Source organism: Sphingomonas chlorellae, from assembly GCF_056485145.1.
The window spans coordinates 198591-213875 of sequence record NZ_JBQXXM010000005.1; the positions used below are offsets into that span (position 1 = coordinate 198591).

15 protein-coding genes are annotated in these 15285 nt (G+C 67.9%); 6 read left to right on the forward strand and 9 right to left on the reverse strand.

Going from position 1 to position 15285, the window contains the following annotated elements; genetic code table 11:
* Positions 1–131 precede the first annotated feature (131 nt).
* Both ACT3CF_RS14370 and ACT3CF_RS14375 read right to left on the reverse strand, forming a co-directional pair.
* Complete coding sequence (locus ACT3CF_RS14370; protein ID WP_478423878.1) at positions 132–317, reverse strand: hypothetical protein; 186 nt, start codon at positions 315–317, stop codon at positions 132–134.
* A gap of 178 nt (positions 318–495) precedes the next feature.
* Entirely contained in the window at positions 496–825 is a 330-nt protein-coding gene (locus ACT3CF_RS14375; RefSeq protein WP_478423880.1) for a hypothetical protein, read from the reverse strand.
* Positions 826–978: 153 nt separating this feature from the next.
* On the opposite strand from ACT3CF_RS14375, the gene ACT3CF_RS14380 reads away from it, so the two are divergent.
* Positions 979–1569: an HdeD family acid-resistance protein gene (locus ACT3CF_RS14380; RefSeq protein ID WP_478423882.1), complete on the forward strand. Its 591-nt coding sequence runs from the start codon at positions 979–981 to the stop codon at positions 1567–1569.
* A gap of 17 nt (positions 1570–1586) precedes the next feature.
* Here the strand turns inward: ACT3CF_RS14380 and ACT3CF_RS14385 are convergent, their stop codons facing one another.
* Positions 1587–1985: a low affinity iron permease family protein gene (locus ACT3CF_RS14385; RefSeq protein WP_478424134.1), complete on the reverse strand. Its 399-nt coding sequence runs from the start codon at positions 1983–1985 to the stop codon at positions 1587–1589.
* A 152-nt stretch (positions 1986–2137) separates the two neighbouring features.
* On the reverse strand, positions 2138–4642 hold the full coding sequence (locus ACT3CF_RS14390) for a TonB-dependent receptor (protein WP_478423884.1): 2505 nt from the start codon (positions 4640–4642) through the stop codon (positions 2138–2140).
* A 288-nt stretch (positions 4643–4930) separates the two neighbouring features.
* Here ACT3CF_RS14390 and ACT3CF_RS14395 point away from each other — a divergent pair, with 288 nt between their 5' ends.
* Positions 4931–5974 carry a phytase gene (locus tag ACT3CF_RS14395; RefSeq protein ID WP_478423886.1) on the forward strand — a complete coding sequence of 348 codons (1044 nt, stop codon included), beginning with the start codon at positions 4931–4933 and terminating at the stop codon, positions 5972–5974.
* Positions 5975–6019: 45 nt separating this feature from the next.
* Here the strand turns inward: ACT3CF_RS14395 and ACT3CF_RS14400 are convergent, their stop codons facing one another.
* On the reverse strand, positions 6020–6640 hold the full coding sequence (locus ACT3CF_RS14400; RefSeq protein ID WP_478423888.1) for a YceI family protein: 621 nt from the start codon (positions 6638–6640) through the stop codon (positions 6020–6022).
* A gap of 111 nt (positions 6641–6751) precedes the next feature.
* On the reverse strand, positions 6752–7507 hold the full coding sequence (locus tag ACT3CF_RS14405) for a competence/damage-inducible protein A (RefSeq protein WP_478423890.1): 756 nt from the start codon (positions 7505–7507) through the stop codon (positions 6752–6754).
* 52 nt (positions 7508–7559) lie between these two features.
* Between ACT3CF_RS14405 and map the strand changes: the two genes are divergently transcribed.
* Complete coding sequence (gene map, locus ACT3CF_RS14410; RefSeq protein WP_478423892.1) at positions 7560–8390, forward strand: type I methionyl aminopeptidase; 831 nt, start codon at positions 7560–7562, stop codon at positions 8388–8390.
* Positions 8391–8482: 92 nt separating this feature from the next.
* On the opposite strand, the gene ACT3CF_RS14415 is transcribed toward map, so the two are convergent.
* Positions 8483–9298: a ferredoxin--NADP reductase gene (locus ACT3CF_RS14415; RefSeq protein ID WP_478423894.1), complete on the reverse strand. Its 816-nt coding sequence runs from the start codon at positions 9296–9298 to the stop codon at positions 8483–8485.
* Positions 9299–9666: 368 nt separating this feature from the next.
* Between ACT3CF_RS14415 and ACT3CF_RS14420 the strand changes: the two genes are divergently transcribed.
* Together ACT3CF_RS14420 and glnA are read left to right on the forward strand one after the other, a co-directional pair.
* The gene (locus tag ACT3CF_RS14420) at positions 9667–10005 is read left to right on the forward strand and encodes a P-II family nitrogen regulator (protein ID WP_478423896.1); all 339 of its coding nucleotides are present in this window, start codon (positions 9667–9669) and stop codon (positions 10003–10005) included.
* A 92-nt stretch (positions 10006–10097) separates the two neighbouring features.
* Positions 10098–11510 (forward strand): type I glutamate--ammonia ligase, encoded by a 1413-nt coding sequence (glnA, locus tag ACT3CF_RS14425; RefSeq protein WP_478423898.1) that lies wholly within the window; start codon positions 10098–10100, stop codon positions 11508–11510.
* Positions 11511–11683: 173 nt separating this feature from the next.
* Here glnA and ACT3CF_RS14430 read toward each other — a convergent pair whose 3' ends face one another.
* The gene (locus ACT3CF_RS14430; RefSeq protein ID WP_478423900.1) at positions 11684–12532 is read right to left on the reverse strand and encodes a TIGR00266 family protein; all 849 of its coding nucleotides are present in this window, start codon (positions 12530–12532) and stop codon (positions 11684–11686) included.
* A 212-nt stretch (positions 12533–12744) separates the two neighbouring features.
* Between ACT3CF_RS14430 and ACT3CF_RS14435 the strand changes: the two genes are divergently transcribed.
* Positions 12745–14169, forward strand: coding sequence for an aldehyde dehydrogenase family protein (locus ACT3CF_RS14435; protein WP_478423902.1), 1425 nt, complete (start codon positions 12745–12747; stop codon positions 14167–14169).
* A gap of 93 nt (positions 14170–14262) precedes the next feature.
* Here the strand turns inward: ACT3CF_RS14435 and ACT3CF_RS14440 are convergent, their stop codons facing one another.
* On the reverse strand, positions 14263–15252 hold the full coding sequence (locus ACT3CF_RS14440; protein WP_478423904.1) for a quinone oxidoreductase family protein: 990 nt from the start codon (positions 15250–15252) through the stop codon (positions 14263–14265).
* Positions 15253–15285: the final 33 nt, after the last annotated feature.

Genomic DNA, 15285 nt, shown 5'->3' on the forward strand with positions numbered 1-15285 from the left:
GCGAATTTGCTCGCGAACGGCGGCAAACTTCATCCGAAATGCGCGATTTCGTCGCTTTTGTTCTGTGAACGGGGGGATTGGTTCTTGCGTTGAGCGCAATCGCGGGCGCCGCACGGGCGCCCGCGGCGCAATTACCGGGCGGCGAGCGCCGCCGCGGCCTCGGGCTCGCCGGTCTCGGCGGGGCCATAGAAACGGTCCAGATAATGCCCCGCCAGCAGGTAATGCGCCCTTACGGCGGCGGGGTGGTCGGCCATCTGCGCCAGCCGCAACTCGGCTTCGGCGCGGTCGTAATAATAGTCGTCGGGTTCGGCAGTCATGTCGTCCTCACTGGCAACGGCGACGGCCCGCGCGGCGCCTCTGGGCGACGCGCGATCCGCCGATCCGTCTGCCGCAACAACCAGCCGCGCCGCCCGGCGTTCCGCGTTGCGGCAGATCAGTCTTGCCGCAGCAGTGACGAAAAAGGCCGTGAATCGAGCCGCCTGCGCGACGGACTGCTCATGCCGGCGTGCGCGAATAGGCGGGCGGATCGCTCGCCGGGAACGATTCATCCGATCCCTGGTCGACCGCGTCCCACACCGCGCCGTCCTCGTCGCGGATATTGTCCGGGCCCGCGTCGCGCGTCTGGTCGAACCCGCCGCGCACGCCCGCCGGCTGGGCAAAGGCGGCCGGTGTCGGCCCCGCGCCCTCCGCGTCGCCGTCCGTGCTCTTGCGCCGGCGGCGTCGGATCAACAGCCCCGCCGCGACCCCTGCGGCCACCAGCATCCCCGTCCCGATCAGCCCGATCGTGCGCGCCGCCCGCGTGCCCCGGTCCATTCCCATCACCATTGTCGCAGCTCCTGTGATCGCCCGCTCCGGCACGGTTTCCACCATCGAAACCCGCTGCCGCAATCTGGACAATTCCCAATCGCGCCCGCCGTTCCGCTGGGCGAGTCTGCCCGCGTCCTCGGCCCATGCCGGGCGTTTCGACAGGAGCCGATCATGACCGTCTACCCGCCCCGCGCCTCTTCCGCCGCGCCGCATGCCTTCAGCTTCGCGTTGGGCCAGGGGTGGCAGATGCTCGCCCTCCGCGGCGTCCTGGCGATGCTCTTCGCCGCCATCAGCTTTGCCGCGCCCGCCGCGACGCTCGACGCGCTCGCGCTCGTGTTCGCCGCCTATATGCTCGTCGACGGCGTCCTGGCGCTCGCCGCCGCGATCCGCGCCGCCCGCGCGCACCGGGCCTGGCTGTGGCTGCTCGCCGAGGCGCTGCTCGATCTGGCCGCGGGCGTCATCGCCGCAATCGCGCCTGCGGTCGCGATCTTCGGACTGGTGCTGCTGCTGGCGTTCTGGGCGATCCTCAGCGGCGTCGCGCTGATCGTCGCGTCGACGGGCATGGCCGAGGGGCGCTGGGCGATGGCGCTGGCGGGGCTGGTATCGGTCGTCTGGGGCCTGCTCTGCGCCGTCAAGCCGGTGGCGGGCGCCTATGCGATGGCGCTGTGGATCGGCGCCTATGCACTGTTCTTCGGCGTGCTGATGCTCGTCCTCGCCTTCCAGATCCGCGCCGCGGGGCGCGCGATCGGCGTGTTGCACTGATCGCGCGCGGCGGATGCTCAGCGGCGGCGGATAACGTGCCCGAAGCCGATATGCGCCCCGTGATCCTGCCCGCATTCCTTCTCCAGCCGGTCGCGGATGCGGATCAGTTCGGCCTCGCTCAGATGTTCGATCCCGATGAAGTCGTTGCGCGCCTCGCCCACCGCGCGGATCACCTCGTCGAGCTTGGCCTGGATCGCGGCGGCGTCGCGATTCTGGGCGTTCTGGATCAGGAACACCATCAGGAAGGTGATGATCGTGGTGCCGGTATTGATGACGAGCTGCCAGGTGTTCGACCATTGAAACACCGGGCCGGTAATGCCCCAGACGAGCACGATCAGCACCGCCAGCACAAAGGCGGGCGGCCGCCCTGCCCAGCCCGCAACCGCCTGGGCAAAGCGTTCGAACAATTCACCGATCATCTTCTTCCTCTCCCTGGCCACGCCCGCTCGCGCGGCCGCGGGCGAGCCTAGGCGATCGGCGCCGCGCCGCAAATGCCAGATCCCGGAAACGCACGCGCCGCCTCCGCACGGGGGCGGAGACGGCACCGGCATGAACGACGCTTCGAGGCTCAGAAGGCGAGCTGGATCCCCGTGCGCGCGGTGAAGCTGTACCGCTCGTTCTCGACCAGTTGGTTCGACTTGCCGATATAGCGGCGCCACGGCGCATCGGTGAGGTTGCTGCCCTCGACGAACAGCACCGCCTGCGGCACGATCGCAAAGCTTGCGCGCGCGTCGAGCTGCCCGTTCGACGCGGTATAGATGTCCTGCGCCGCCGTGACGCCGACCGTGTCGAGATAGCGCGAACGATACGAATAGGCGACGCGAAGCGCGACGCGCCCCTGCTCGTAATAGAGCTGCGCCGAGGCGACGTCGCTCGACTGAAGATAATTGTCGGCCTTCCCCGAACGACCGGGAATCCCGCTGCTGTGACCGCCGGTGTGGGTATAGTTGAGGTTGACACCCAGCCCCTTGAGCACGCCCAGCAGGAAGGTGAGCGGCACCTGCACATTGGCCTCGACGCCATAGACGAGCGCCCGTTCGCCGTTGACCTTCTGCGTCACATTGGCGCTGGTCAGCGCGACGCCGCCCCAGCTTCCCGCCACGCCCGTCTGCCCGAACGAGAAGATCGGATCGTCGATCGACTTGTAGAAGGCGGCGACCGAGATCAGCCCCTTGTTCGACAGATAATATTCGGCCGACAGGTCGAGATTCTTCGAACGCAGCGGCTTCAGGCCGGCGTTGCCAAGCTGGACCGTGCCCTTGCCGTTGTCGATGTCGGTCACCGAGGTGAACGGCGCGATGTCCTGATAATTGGGCCTGCCGATCGAGGTCGTCGCGCCGCCGCGCAGCACGACGTCGTTGCCCAGGTCGTAACGCAGGTTCAGCCCCGGGAACACATCGGTATAGGACTTGCGCGCCTCGGCGTTGAAGCCGGGGTCCGCCGTCATCGCCGCGTTGAACGCCTTGCCCTGGTAGCGGCCCTTGGTGTGTTCGACGCGAACGCCGGGGATCACCGTCAGGCTGCCGAAATTGAGGACTGCGCTGGCATAGCCCGCGAAGATGTCCTCCTTGACCCGATAGTCGTTCGCGAGCGTGCTGGCGATGCTGTCCGCGGCGCTCAGCTTGGCCGAGGACGGGTTCGCCGCGATATAGGCCGCCACCGCATCACGATCGACCAGCGGGCCGAAGACATAACGGCTGCCATAGAGCGTGTCGCCGATCCCCGGGCTGATCCCCGGCGTCGCAAGCGTGAAGCCGCTCAGCGCATATTGCTGATAGTCGCGGTCATTGTCCTTCTTGCGGCCCAGATATTTGAAGCCGAACTTGACCTCGGAGTCCTTGCCCAGCGACGCGATCGGCAGCGTGTAGTCGGCACGCGTCTGGATCACGCGCTCGGCGGCGCGGCGGTTGTCGAAGCTGATCTGGTTGGCCTTGAACAGGCTGGGATTATAGCCCGCAGCATTCGGCGTGGCGTTGAACACCGTCTGCGACAGGTCCAGATCGGCGAGCAACGCGCCCTTGTCGGTACGGAACTGCGCGTCCGAACGCAGCGGGTCCTTCTTCATCGCCTTGGAATAGCTCGCCTCGACGTTGAGCTTCCCCGTCCCCAGCGCGAACTTGCCGCCGCCCTGGATCGTATAGGTCTCGTCATTCTCGACGCGGCGGCGCTGGTAGCGCGTGCCGCGCGCCTTGATCCCGGTGGTTGCGTCGGCGGTGTTGCCGCTCACGTCGACACGGAACTGGTCGCGCGTCTCGTTGTCCTTGAACTCCGAATAGAGCGTGCGGAGATAAAGGTTCACGTCGTCGCTCGGGCGATAGTCGATATTGGCGACGAGCCCGAGCCGCTTGCGGACCAGATTATAGTCGCGCAGGCGGAAATCGTCGGGAATGCCCTTGGCGCTCCAGTTGGTCGAACCCTGGACATTCTGCGATTCGATCGGCCGCCACGAATAGTTGCCCGACAGCACGATGCCGAGCGCATCGCCCAGCCGCGTCCCGATCGTCGCATCGGCCTCCCACGGGTTGCGCCCGCTCAGATTGTTCGCGCCCAGCGCGCCGCGCGCATAGACAAAGGTACCCGGACGGTCGAACGCCGACAGCGTCTTCACATCCACCTGCCCCGCGATGGCATTGGCATCGCGATCGGCGGTCAGCGACTTGACCACGTCGACCGAACCGATCAGCGACGAGGGCAGGTCATCGAGCTTGACCTGGCGTCCCTCCGGCTCGGGCGCCGCCGCGGTCTGGCCGTTCAGCGTGACGTTGGCCAGATTGGGGTCGACGCCGCGGATGATGACATAGCGGCCCTCGCCCTGGTCGTTCGCGATCGAGATGCCCGGCAGCCGCTTGACCGCCTCGGCAACGTTCTGGTCGGGCAGTTTGCCGACGTCGGTCGATCCGACGCTGTCCTGGATCGTGCGGGCGCGGCGCTTGGCTTCGACGGCACGGATCTCGGCCTCGCGCTGGCCGGTCACGACGATGCTGTCCGCATCGGCCTCGACCGCCGAAACGTCGCCGGCGGCGATGTCGGACCGCTGCTGCGCCGCGGCGGGCAGCGCGCCTGCGGCCGACATTGCCGTCGCCAGAGCCAGAAGCGAGGCGCTGCGGCGCCCGCGCATGCCAATCGTCATCGCATGATCCCCCTGCAAAGCCGGCACCCCCGTGCCGCAATTGCGCCCGCGCCTAGGGATCGGCGGTGACGAAGCCGCGTCAAAGCCGTTGCAATTGCGTGACAAAGAACCTGCGTACCCGGATTGGCACAGCCGTTATTCCGCCGCCGCCGGTTGCATGGGCGAGCGGCGTTGCGCACGCCGCACGGCTCGCCTAGAGCCGCCCCCGCCGCACCAAGGGGGAATGCCGCGATGCTGTTCACGCCGATGCTGTCGACCGCACTGATGCTGTTCCAGGCCGGAGGAACGACACCACCGCCGCCCGCGCCCGCCACCGCCGCGGCCACAATGGACGTGCGCGCGCTGCGCGAGACCCAGGCCGTGGCCAGCGCCAAGGATGCCGCCGACGATCCCGCGATCTGGCGCGATTCGCTTCATCCCGAACGCAGCCTGATCGTCGCCACCGACAAGAAGGCGGGGCTCAACGTCTATGACCTGAGCGGCCGGCTGCGCGCGAGCTATGCCGCAGGCCGCGTCAACAATGTCGACCTGCGCGAAGTGAGCGTGCCCGGCGGCCGGCGGATCATCGTCGCGGCGAGCGACCGCAACGACAAGACGCAGGGGCACGTCGCACTGTTCACGCTCGATCCGGCCACGGCCGCGCTGACCCCGCTCGCGCGGATCCCGGCAGGCCCGGGCGAAGCCTATGGCTTCTGCCTCTATCGCCCGCGGCGCGGGCCGCTCCAGGCGTTTGTGGTGATGAAGGAAGGCGCGATCGTGCAGCTGTCGATCGACCCGATCGCCGCCAATGCCAAGCTGTTGCGCACGATGAAGCTCGCGACCCAGTCCGAAGGCTGTGTCGCCGACGATCGCACCGACACGCTGTACGTCGCCGAGGAGGATGTCGGCATCTGGCGCTTCGATGCGCGCGCGGAGGGGGCACGCGAGGGCAAGCTGGTCGCGCCCGCCGATGGCGTGCGGCTGGTCGCCGACACCGAAGGGCTGGCGATCGCCGCCCGCGGCCGTCACGGCGGCTGGCTGCTCGCGTCGAGCCAGGGCGACTCGGCCTATGCGGCGTGGCGGCTGCCCGACATGCGCTATGCCGGGCGCTTCCGCGTGGTCGACGGCGTGGTCGACGGAACGAGCGAAACCGACGGCATCGAGGTTTCGACCAAGGGCTTCGGCCCCGATTTCCCCAGGGGCATCATGATCGTTCAGGACGGCGACAACGCACCCGAGGCCCAGAATTTCAAGCTGATCCGCTGGGATGCGGTCCGGCGCACGCTGCGCCGCTGATCGCGGATGCCGGGCGCGCCGCCTTTGGCGCGCCCGGCTGCGGCGTCACTGCGCCTTTTCGAACGCCCCGACGATGTCGAGCCGGACTTCGTCCGACACGAACGGGATCGCGTAGCTGACGTTGAAGTCGCTGCGCTTGATCGTGGCCATTCCCTCGAAGCCGACCGTCTCCGCCTTCGACATCGGGTTGGTCCCCGCGCCGGTGAACTTGACCGCGAGCGTCACGGGCTTGGTCACGCCGTTGAGCGTCAGGTTGCCGGTAACGTCGGCCGCGGTGGCGCTGCGCGGCGTGACCTTGGTCGAGACGAAGCGCGCGTCGGTGACCGTCGGGCCGAAAAAGTCCTTGGTCATCAGGTGCTGCGCCAGATGCTGGCTCGCGACGGTCACCTTTGAAACGGGAATCGTCACGTCGAGCTTGGCTGCCGCGATATTCTTGGGATCGAGCGCCAGCGTGCCGGTCACGTCGCCGAACATGCCGAAATAGTCGGTGAAGCCGAAATGGTTGACGCGCCAGCCGACCAGCGTGTGCGCCGGATCGACCTTGTAGGTGCCGGCGGCGACGCGGCTGGTATCAACCGCACCCGGCAGCTGCGGCGCGGCCTGCTGCGCGACAAGCGGGGTGGCAATGGCAAGGCCGGCGACCAGAATTGCATGACGAAGACGCATGATGTGCTCCCGAACAGGATTGAACGCCCCTGATGTCCTCCGTCCCCGACGGAGGGTCAAAGCCCAAGTTGGAAACAGACCGTTTCGCCGCCGGGGCGGCGCAGCGTCCGTTCAGATCCCGCCTTCCACCGCAACCAGCCCGCGCGCGACGAGACCGTCGCGAAGCGCCGCCGCGCAGCCGGCGAGCACCGCCGGATCGACGGCGCGGATCACGAAATTCGCACCGATCTTGCCTTCCCGAAAAAACGGATAGCTGCCGATCGCGGTTCCGGGATGCGCGCGTTCGGTCTCGCGGAGCAACTCGGCCACCTCGCTTTCGGGCACCCAGCTTCCCAGTGTCTGCGACAACAACGGGCGCCCGCCCTCGATCGTGCCGGTCAGCGCGTCGAGCATGTCGGTGACGATCCGCGGGATGCCGGCGAGGATGAACACGTTGCCGTGACGGATGCCGATCGACCCCGAACGCGGATTGCGGATGATCGATGCCCCTTCTGGGACGCGCGCCATCAGCAGGCGCGTGTCGGTAAGCCCGCCGCGCGTCGCGTAATAGGCTTCGAATACCGCACGCGCCTCCGGATGGATGACGACCGGCACGCCCAGCGCGACCGCGATCGCCTCGACAGTGATGTCGTCATGCGTCGGCCCGATCCCGCCGGTGGTGAACAGATAGTCGTTGCGGGTTCGCAGCGCGTTCACCGCCTCGACGATCGCCGCCTGCGTGTCCGGAACGATGCGGACCTCGCGCAGCCGGATACCCTGTGCGTTCAGCCAGGTCGCGAGCTGTGCGACATTCTGGTCCTGCGTCCGGCCCGAAAGGATCTCGTCGCCGATCACCAGCACTGCCGCGGTCCAGATACGCTCGTTCATGCGCATTCCTTAAACCTCGCATTGTCGCGCGCAAACGCCTATATCGCCCGCCATGACCGAATATGTGCATGTAACGGCCGACATGCCGCAGGCGCGCACCGGCGCGATCAAGCTGCATGGGCCGGAAGGCTTTGCGGGGATGCGCAAGGCGGGGCGGCTTGCGGCCGAAATCCTCGATGCGCTGGTGCCGCACGTCGTGCCCGGCGTGACGACGGGCGAACTCGACGACATCGTGCGCGAGATGAGCTTTGCCGCGGGCGGGGTTCCCGCAACCTTGGGCTATCGCGGCTACACGCATAGCTGCTGCATCTCGATCAACCATGTCGTCTGCCACGGCATTCCGGGTGATCGCGCGCTGAAGGACGGCGACATCGTCAACATCGACGTGACGCCGCTGCTCGACGGCTGGCATGGCGATTCGAGCCGCATGTTCCTTGTGGGCGACGTGCCGATCAAGGCACGGCGGCTGGTCGAAGTGACCTATGAATGCCTGATGCTCGGGCTCGAACAGGCCAAGCCGGGCAACCATCTGGGCGACATCAGCCATGCCATCCAGCATCATGCCGAAAAGCATCGCTATGGTGTCGTGCGCGACTTTTGCGGGCACGGCGTCGGCCAGATGTTCCATGATGCGCCCGAGGTGGTCCATGTCGGCCGCCCCGGCACCGGGCCGGAGCTGCGCCCGGGCATGATCTTCACCGTCGAACCGATGATCAACATCGGCCGCGCCGATGTGAAGGTGCTCGACGACGGCTGGACCGCGGTGACGCGCGACCGTTCGCTGTCGGCACAGTTCGAACACTCGATCGGCATCACCGAAACGGGCTGCGAGATCTTCACGCTGAGCCCCAAGGGCCTGCACTGCCCGCCTTACGCCGCCTGAACGGCGGCACTACCGGCGCAACCCAAGCAAAAGGGCCGCGGAGGAGGATCCCCGCGGCCCTTTTTGATTCGGTCGACGCCGATTCGGCTGGGTCAGTCGACGAACGCGCGCTCGATCACGAACTGACCGGGTTCGGCGTTCGAGCCTTCCTTGAAGCCCGCCCCCTCGAGATAGGCTGCGAATTCGCGGATCATCGCCATGCTGCCGCACAGCATCACGCGATCGGTCTCGGGATTGAAGGCGGGGGTGCCGGGCAGGCCGTTGAACAGCGCGCCGTTGTCGGCCAGCACGTTGATGCGCTGCGTCGTGTGGAACGGCTCGCGCGTGACGGTCGGCACGTAATGGAACTGGGCGGCCGCCTGGTCGGACACGAGCGGATCCTCGGCGAGCTTGGCTTCCATTTCGGCACGATAGGCAAGGTCGCTGACCCGGCGGACCGAATGCACGACGACCACCTGATCGAAACGATCATAGATGTCGGGGTCGCGCATCAGGCTGAGGAACGGTGCGAGCCCCGTCCCGGTCGACAGCATGAACAGCCGCGAGCCCGGCAGCAGCGCATCGGCGACGAGCGTGCCGGTGGACTTCTTGCCCAGATAGAGTTGATCGCCCGGCTGGATGAGCTGAAGCTTCGAGGTCAGCGGACCGTCCGGCACCTTGATCGAGAGGAACTCGAGCTCCTCCGCCCAGGCGGGGCTGGCGATCGAATAGGCGCGCATCAACGGCTTGCCCGCCTCGTCGAGCATGCCGATCATCACGAACTCGCCCGAACGGAAACGGAAGCTTGCGGGGCGGTCGACCGCGAAGCTGAACAGATGTTCGTTCCAGTGGCGGACCCACTTCACCTCAACGGTGACAAAGGCCTTCTGCTCGGGCAACTGCGCCGCAGGGCGCGCAACAAGTTCCATCGGGCGACTGTTCCTGTCATTGGCGGGCGATCGCGGTGTAGCCAGAGCGACCGTCACGCATCTGCCGCCGTCTCGCGGCAAAACGCGCCCCCTAAAGGGGGATTTTGCGGCCGGACGCAAGAGGTGATCGCGAACATCCGGAAATGTCCGATGTCCGGCGGGCGTGGCGCGACCGGCATTTCGCCGCCGACGCCGCGGAAACCGGCACTGCTCCGCAATCGGGCAGCGGCGCCGCGCGTGCCCAATTGCTAGGCACTTGCGCAAGCCCCCTGCCCGCGCGCACTATCGCAGCCAGTCTCGTTCCCGGGTGGCACGAATGTTGCTGCACCGCGCGTTACGAGGATGTGCCGCACCATTCGGGGGTCAACGTGAAAAAGATCGAAGCGATCATCAAGCCGTTCAAGCTCGATGAGGTTAAGGAAGCGCTGCACGAAGTGGGCGTGAGCGGGATCACCGTCACCGAAGCCAAGGGCTTTGGCCGCCAGAAGGGCCATACCGAGCTGTATCGCGGCGCCGAATATGTCGTCGACTTCCTGCCCAAGGTGAAGCTTGAGGTGGTGGTCGAGGACGCCCTGGCCGAACGGGTCGTCGAGGCGGTGGCCGCGGCGGCGCAGACCGGGCGCATCGGCGACGGCAAGATCTTCGTCATTCCGGTGGAGACCGCGCTGCGGATTCGCACCGGCGAGCGCAACGAAAACGCGATTTGACGCAATGCAGCGCAGGCCCGATGCTGGCCTGCGCAAGGGGTTAGGGCGACCCGAGTCGACGGGTCCGGGAACGAGAGCGAAAGGGTTATTTCATGGCGAATACGGCCAGTGACATCCTGAAGATGGTCGAAGAGAAGGAGATCGAGTGGATCGACCTCCGCTTCACCGATCCCAAGGGCAAGTGGCAGCACCTGACGATGGTCGCGTCGGTCATCGGCGAGGACGAGCTTACCGACGGCCTGATGTTCGACGGATCGTCGATCGCCGGCTGGAAGGCGATCAACGAATCGGACATGATCCTGAAGCCCGATCTCGACGCGGTGTGGGTCGATCCGTTCTCGGCCACGCCGATGCTGATCCTGGTGTGCGACGTCGTCGAGCCTTCGACCGGCGAACTCTATGCCCGCGATCCGCGCTCGACCGCCAAGCGCGCCGAGGCCTATCTGAAGGCGACCGGCGTGGGCGACACGGTCTATGTCGGCCCCGAGGCCGAGTTCTTCATGTTCGACGACGTCCGGTTCGAAAACAGCTATTCGACCAGCTATTACAAGATCGACGACATCGAACTGCCGACCAACACCGGCCGCGAATATGAGACGGGCAACCTTGCCCATCGCCCGCGTGCCAAGGGCGGCTATTTCCCCGTCGCGCCGGTCGACTCGGCGGTCGACATCCGCGGCGAGATGGTTTCGACCATGCTCGAAATGGGCCTGCCGTGCGACAAGCATCACCATGAGGTCGCCGCTGCGCAGCACGAGCTGGGCCTGACCTTCGGCACGCTGGTCGAAACCGCCGACCGCATGCAGATCTACAAGTATGTCGTGCACCAGGTCGCGCACGCCTATGGCAAGACCGCGACGTTCATGCCGAAGCCGATCAAGGAAGACAACGGCTCGGGCATGCATACGCACATGTCGATCTGGGAAGCGGGCAAGCCGCTGTTCGCGGGCAACGGCTATGCCGGCCTGTCGGATACTTGCCTTTACTTCATCGGCGGCGTCATCAAGCACGCCAAGGCGCTCAACGCCTTCACCAACCCGACCACCAACAGCTACAAGCGGCTGGTGCCGGGCTATGAGGCGCCGGTGCTGCTCGCCTATTCGAGCCGCAACCGCTCGGCGTCGTGCCGCATCCCCTATGGCGCGGGCGCCAAGGCGAAGCGCGTCGAATTCCGCTTCCCCGACGCGATGGCCAACCCCTATCTTGCCTATGCGGCGCTGATGATGGCGGGTCTGGACGGCATCCAGAACAAGATCCATCCGGGCGAGCCGATGGACAAGAACCTGTACGACCTGCCGCCGGCCGAGCTGGAGCAGGTGCCGACGGTGTGCGGTTCGCTGCGTGAGGCGCTGGACAGCCTGGAAGCCGACATGGACTTCCTGCTGAAGGGCGACGTGTTCTCGAAGGACCAGATCGCGGCCTATATCGAGCTGAAGCGCGAGGAGGTCGCCCGCTGGGAAATGACGCCGAGCCCGGTCGAGTACGACATGTACTATTCGGCCTGAACCGGCCCCAATCGGCGGCAGATGCCGCCGTTCGGATGCAGAAAGGCGCCCCGATCCCGCGATCGGGGCGCTTTTTCATGTCGTTCGCGGGCAAAACGCGCCGTTCGCAGGAACATCGAGTCCATGCCCCGATTCCTGGCCGCGCGCCCGGCCAGCAGCCGGTCAGCGCCGGGTCAGCGATTGCCGCCGATCAGGTCGCCGAGCCCGCCGAGCACCGACCCCTCGCCGCGATTCTGGCCGCCGCTGCTCCCCGCCGCCGCGAGCATGCGGCCGGCGAGGCGCGAGAAGGGCAGCGACTGGATCCACACGCGCCCCGGCCCGGTGAGCCGCGCGAAGAACAGCCCCTCGCCCCCGAACAACATGCTGCGCACGCCGCCCGCGCCGACGAGGTCGAACGACACGTCGGGGGTGAAGGCCGCGACGCAGCCGGTATCGACGTGCAGTTCCTGCCCCGGCGCGAGCGTGCGTTCGACGACGGTGCCGCCCATCTGGACGAACACCCAGCCGTCGCCTTCGAGCTTCTGCATGATGAAGCCCTCGCCGCCGAACAGCCCGGTCATCACGCGGCGCTGGAAATGGATGCCGATCGACACGCCGCGCGCCGCGGCGAGGAAGCTGTCCTTCTGGCAGATGAGCGTGCCGCCGACATCGGTGAGCTTGATCGGGAGGATCGCCCCCGGCGTCGGCGCGGCGAAGGCGACGCGCGCCTTGCCCGACCCGTGATGCGTGAACACGGTGGTGAACAGGCTCTCGCCGGTGAGCAGCCGCTTGCCCGCCCCCAGCAGCTTGTCCATGAAGCCGCCGCCCGCCGCGCCGCTGCCGTCGCCGAACACGGTGGTCATGCCGATGCTGGCATCTTTCCACACCAGCGCCCCCGCCTCGGCCACCGCGCTTTCGCCCGGATCGAGCTCGATCTCGACGAACTGAAGCTCCTGCCCCTTGATCTCGAAATCGACATCGTCGGCGGTCGCCGCGCTGCGATGATGCTGCCAGGGACTCTGCTGCCACGGATTTTGCGACATCGAACGACTTCCTCCCGCCATGTTCCGAACCGCGCCGGATCGCGCGCGGCGGAAGGTGCCCGCAGCCGGCGGCAGGCACAAGCGGCGCGATGGCGGCGGCGCGGGGCGCGGGGTGCGGGTTGCAGCTTGCAACGCAATCGCCGCCTGCCCATGTTCGGCGCCGTCAAACCGGCCGCAACGCCAGCCAAGAACGCCAGCCAAAGAGGATGAGGATGCGCAGCTTTCCCCAGCATTATATCGACGGCGCCTGGACCGACAGCGAGGGTGGCGTGCGCCACACGGTCATCAACCCCGCCACCGAAGCGCCCGCGAGCGAGATCGTGCTGGGCACCGCCGCCGATGTCGACAAGGCCGTCGCCGCCGCCCGCCGCGCCTTTGCCCGGTTTTCGCGCACCGACGTCGCCGAGCGGATCGCGCTGCTCGAGCGCGTGCTGAGCGTCTACAAGGCGCGCGCGGGCGAGATCGCCGAGGCGATTTCGACCGAGATGGGCGCGCCGATCGCGCTGGCGCGCACCGCGCAGGTCGGCAGCGGCATCGGCCATTTCAAGGCGACGATCGACGCGCTGCGCAACTTCACCTTCGAGGAGCGCGTCGGCAACGGCGCGGTGGTCCACGAACCGATCGGCGTCGTGGCGATGATTACCCCGTGGAACTGGCCGCTCAACCAGATCGTGTGCAAGGTCGCCCCCGCGCTGGCGGCGGGATGCACGATGGTGCTGAAGCCGTCGGAGGAATGCCCGACCTCGGCCGCGATCTTTGCCGACGTGCTGCACGAGGCGGGCGTGCCCGCGGGCGTGTTCAACCTGGTGCAGGGCGACGGGCCGGGCGTCGGCACCGCGCTGTCGCGCCACCCCGATGTCGACATGGTGAGCTTTACCGGATCGACCCGCGCGGGCATCGCGGTCGCGCGCAACGCCGCCGACACGGTGAAGCGCGTCCACCAGGAACTGGGCGGCAAGGCGCCGTCGCTGGTGCTGGAGGGCGCCGACCTCGACCGCGCGGCGCAGGCGACGTTGCAGAGCGTGCTGATCAATTCGGGCCAGAGTTGCATCGCGCCCACCCGCCTGCTCGTCCCGCGCGACCGGCAGGACGCGCTCGTCGCGCGCGCCAGGGCGGTGATGGAAGCGACCGAAGTGGGCGACCCCGCCGTCGACGGCCGCCATATCGGCCCGCTGGTCAACCGCGCGCAATGGGACAAGGTGCAGCGGCTGATCGAGAGCGCGATGGCCGAGGGCGCGACGCTGGTGACGGGCGGCCCCGGCCTGCCCGGCGGCGTCAACCGCGGCTATTATGTCCAGCCGACGCTGTTCGCCGACGTGACCAACGACATGACGATCGCGCGCGAGGAGATTTTCGGCCCGGTCGTGACGATCATGCCCTATGACGGCGAGGACGAGGCGGTGCGGATCGCCAACGACACCGTTTACGGCCTGTCGTCGGTGGTGTTCGGCGACGAAGCCGCGATCCGCCGCGTCGTGCCGCAACTGCGCACGGGCATGGTCTATGTGAACGGCGGCCAGCCCGATCCGAGCCTGCCCTTTGGCGGGTACAAGCAGTCGGGCAACGGCCGCGAGCATGGCCGGTTCGGCCTGGCCGAGTTCCTGGAGACCAAGGCGGTGGTCGGGCTTTACGCCTGATCGCCCCGCCTGCCCCGGCCCAGCCTGCCCCGGCCCGGCCTGCACCGCCCCGCCTGCCGCGCCCCCACGGGTGCGGCGGCGGCGCGGCGGGGTTCAGGGGACGAGGATGCTCGACCCCGTCGTCTCCCCCGCCTCGAGCGCGCGATGCGCCTCGGCCGCGTCGGCAAGCGCGAAGCGGCGACCGATCCGCACGGTGAGCGCGCCGCTGGCGATCATGCCGAACAGCCGTTCGACCCCGGCGGTGCGTTCGGCGGGATCGACATAGTAATCGAACAGCTTGGGCCGGGTGACGAAGAGCGAGCCGTGGCTGTTGAGCGTGGCGAGCGCGACGCCTTCGACCGGGCCGCTGGCATTGCCGTAGCTGACGACGAGCCCGCGCCGTGCGGTCGCGGCGAGCGAGGCAGCCCAGGTGGCGCGGCCGACGCCGTCGAACACGACGCGCACCCCCGCCCCGCCGGTGAGCGCGCGCACGCGCCCGGCCAGATCGTCGTCGTGCGACAGCAGGACATGGTCGGCGCCCGCCGCGCGCGCGACGGCGACCTTGGCCTCGCTGCCGACGGTGCCGATCACTTCGGCGCCCAGCAGCTTGAGCCATTGCACGAGGAGCTGGCCGACGCCGCCCGCCGCGGCGTGGACGAGCACCGGCCAGCCGCGTTCGACGCGCGCGCAGCGTTCGGCGAGGAACTCGGCGGTGCAGCCCTTGAGCAGCGCGGCGGCGGCGACGTCGTCGTCGACCCCGTCGGGCAGGCGGAACAGCGCCGCCGCAGGCAGGTTGCGATGCGTCGCATAGGCGCCGAGCGCGGGGCCGAAGGTGGCGACGCGATCGCCGGGGGCAAGGCCGGCCACGCCATCGCCGACCGCCTCGACCACGCCCGCCCCCTCGCTGCCCAGCCCGCTGGGGAGCGGCACGGGATAGAGGCCCGAACGCTGATAGGTGTCGATGAAGTTGAGCCCGACCGCGGTGGTGCGCAGCCGGACCTCGCCGGGGCCGGGCGGCGGCAGCACGACATCGTGCCAGCCGATCACCTCCGGCCCGCCGGTCCGTTCGATCCGCGCCGCCCGCGCCGTCACATCCTGTGCCATCCGCCTGTCCTCCCTGGCCCGTTCGCGCGCGGC

Coding starts and splice junctions, on each gene's coding strand:
- ACT3CF_RS14370 (WP_478423878.1), bottom strand. CDS start 317: ATGACTGCCGAACCCGACGACTATTATTACGACCGCGCCGAAGCCGAG.
- ACT3CF_RS14375 (WP_478423880.1), bottom strand. CDS start 825: ATGGTGATGGGAATGGACCGGGGCACGCGGGCGGCGCGCACGATCGGG.
- ACT3CF_RS14380 (WP_478423882.1), top strand. CDS start 979: ATGACCGTCTACCCGCCCCGCGCCTCTTCCGCCGCGCCGCATGCCTTC.
- ACT3CF_RS14390 (WP_478423884.1), bottom strand. CDS start 4,642: ATGTCGGCCGCAGGCGCGCTGCCCGCCGCGGCGCAGCAGCGGTCCGAC.
- ACT3CF_RS14395 (WP_478423886.1), top strand. CDS start 4,931: ATGCTGTTCACGCCGATGCTGTCGACCGCACTGATGCTGTTCCAGGCC.
- ACT3CF_RS14400 (WP_478423888.1), bottom strand. CDS start 6,640: ATGCGTCTTCGTCATGCAATTCTGGTCGCCGGCCTTGCCATTGCCACC.
- ACT3CF_RS14405 (WP_478423890.1), bottom strand. CDS start 7,507: ATGAACGAGCGTATCTGGACCGCGGCAGTGCTGGTGATCGGCGACGAG.
- map (WP_478423892.1), top strand. CDS start 7,560: ATGACCGAATATGTGCATGTAACGGCCGACATGCCGCAGGCGCGCACC.
- ACT3CF_RS14415 (WP_478423894.1), bottom strand. CDS start 9,298: ATGGAACTTGTTGCGCGCCCTGCGGCGCAGTTGCCCGAGCAGAAGGCC.
- glnA (WP_478423898.1), top strand. CDS start 10,098: ATGGCGAATACGGCCAGTGACATCCTGAAGATGGTCGAAGAGAAGGAG.
- ACT3CF_RS14430 (WP_478423900.1), bottom strand. CDS start 12,532: ATGTCGCAAAATCCGTGGCAGCAGAGTCCCTGGCAGCATCATCGCAGC.
- ACT3CF_RS14435 (WP_478423902.1), top strand. CDS start 12,745: ATGCGCAGCTTTCCCCAGCATTATATCGACGGCGCCTGGACCGACAGC.
- ACT3CF_RS14440 (WP_478423904.1), bottom strand. CDS start 15,252: ATGGCACAGGATGTGACGGCGCGGGCGGCGCGGATCGAACGGACCGGC.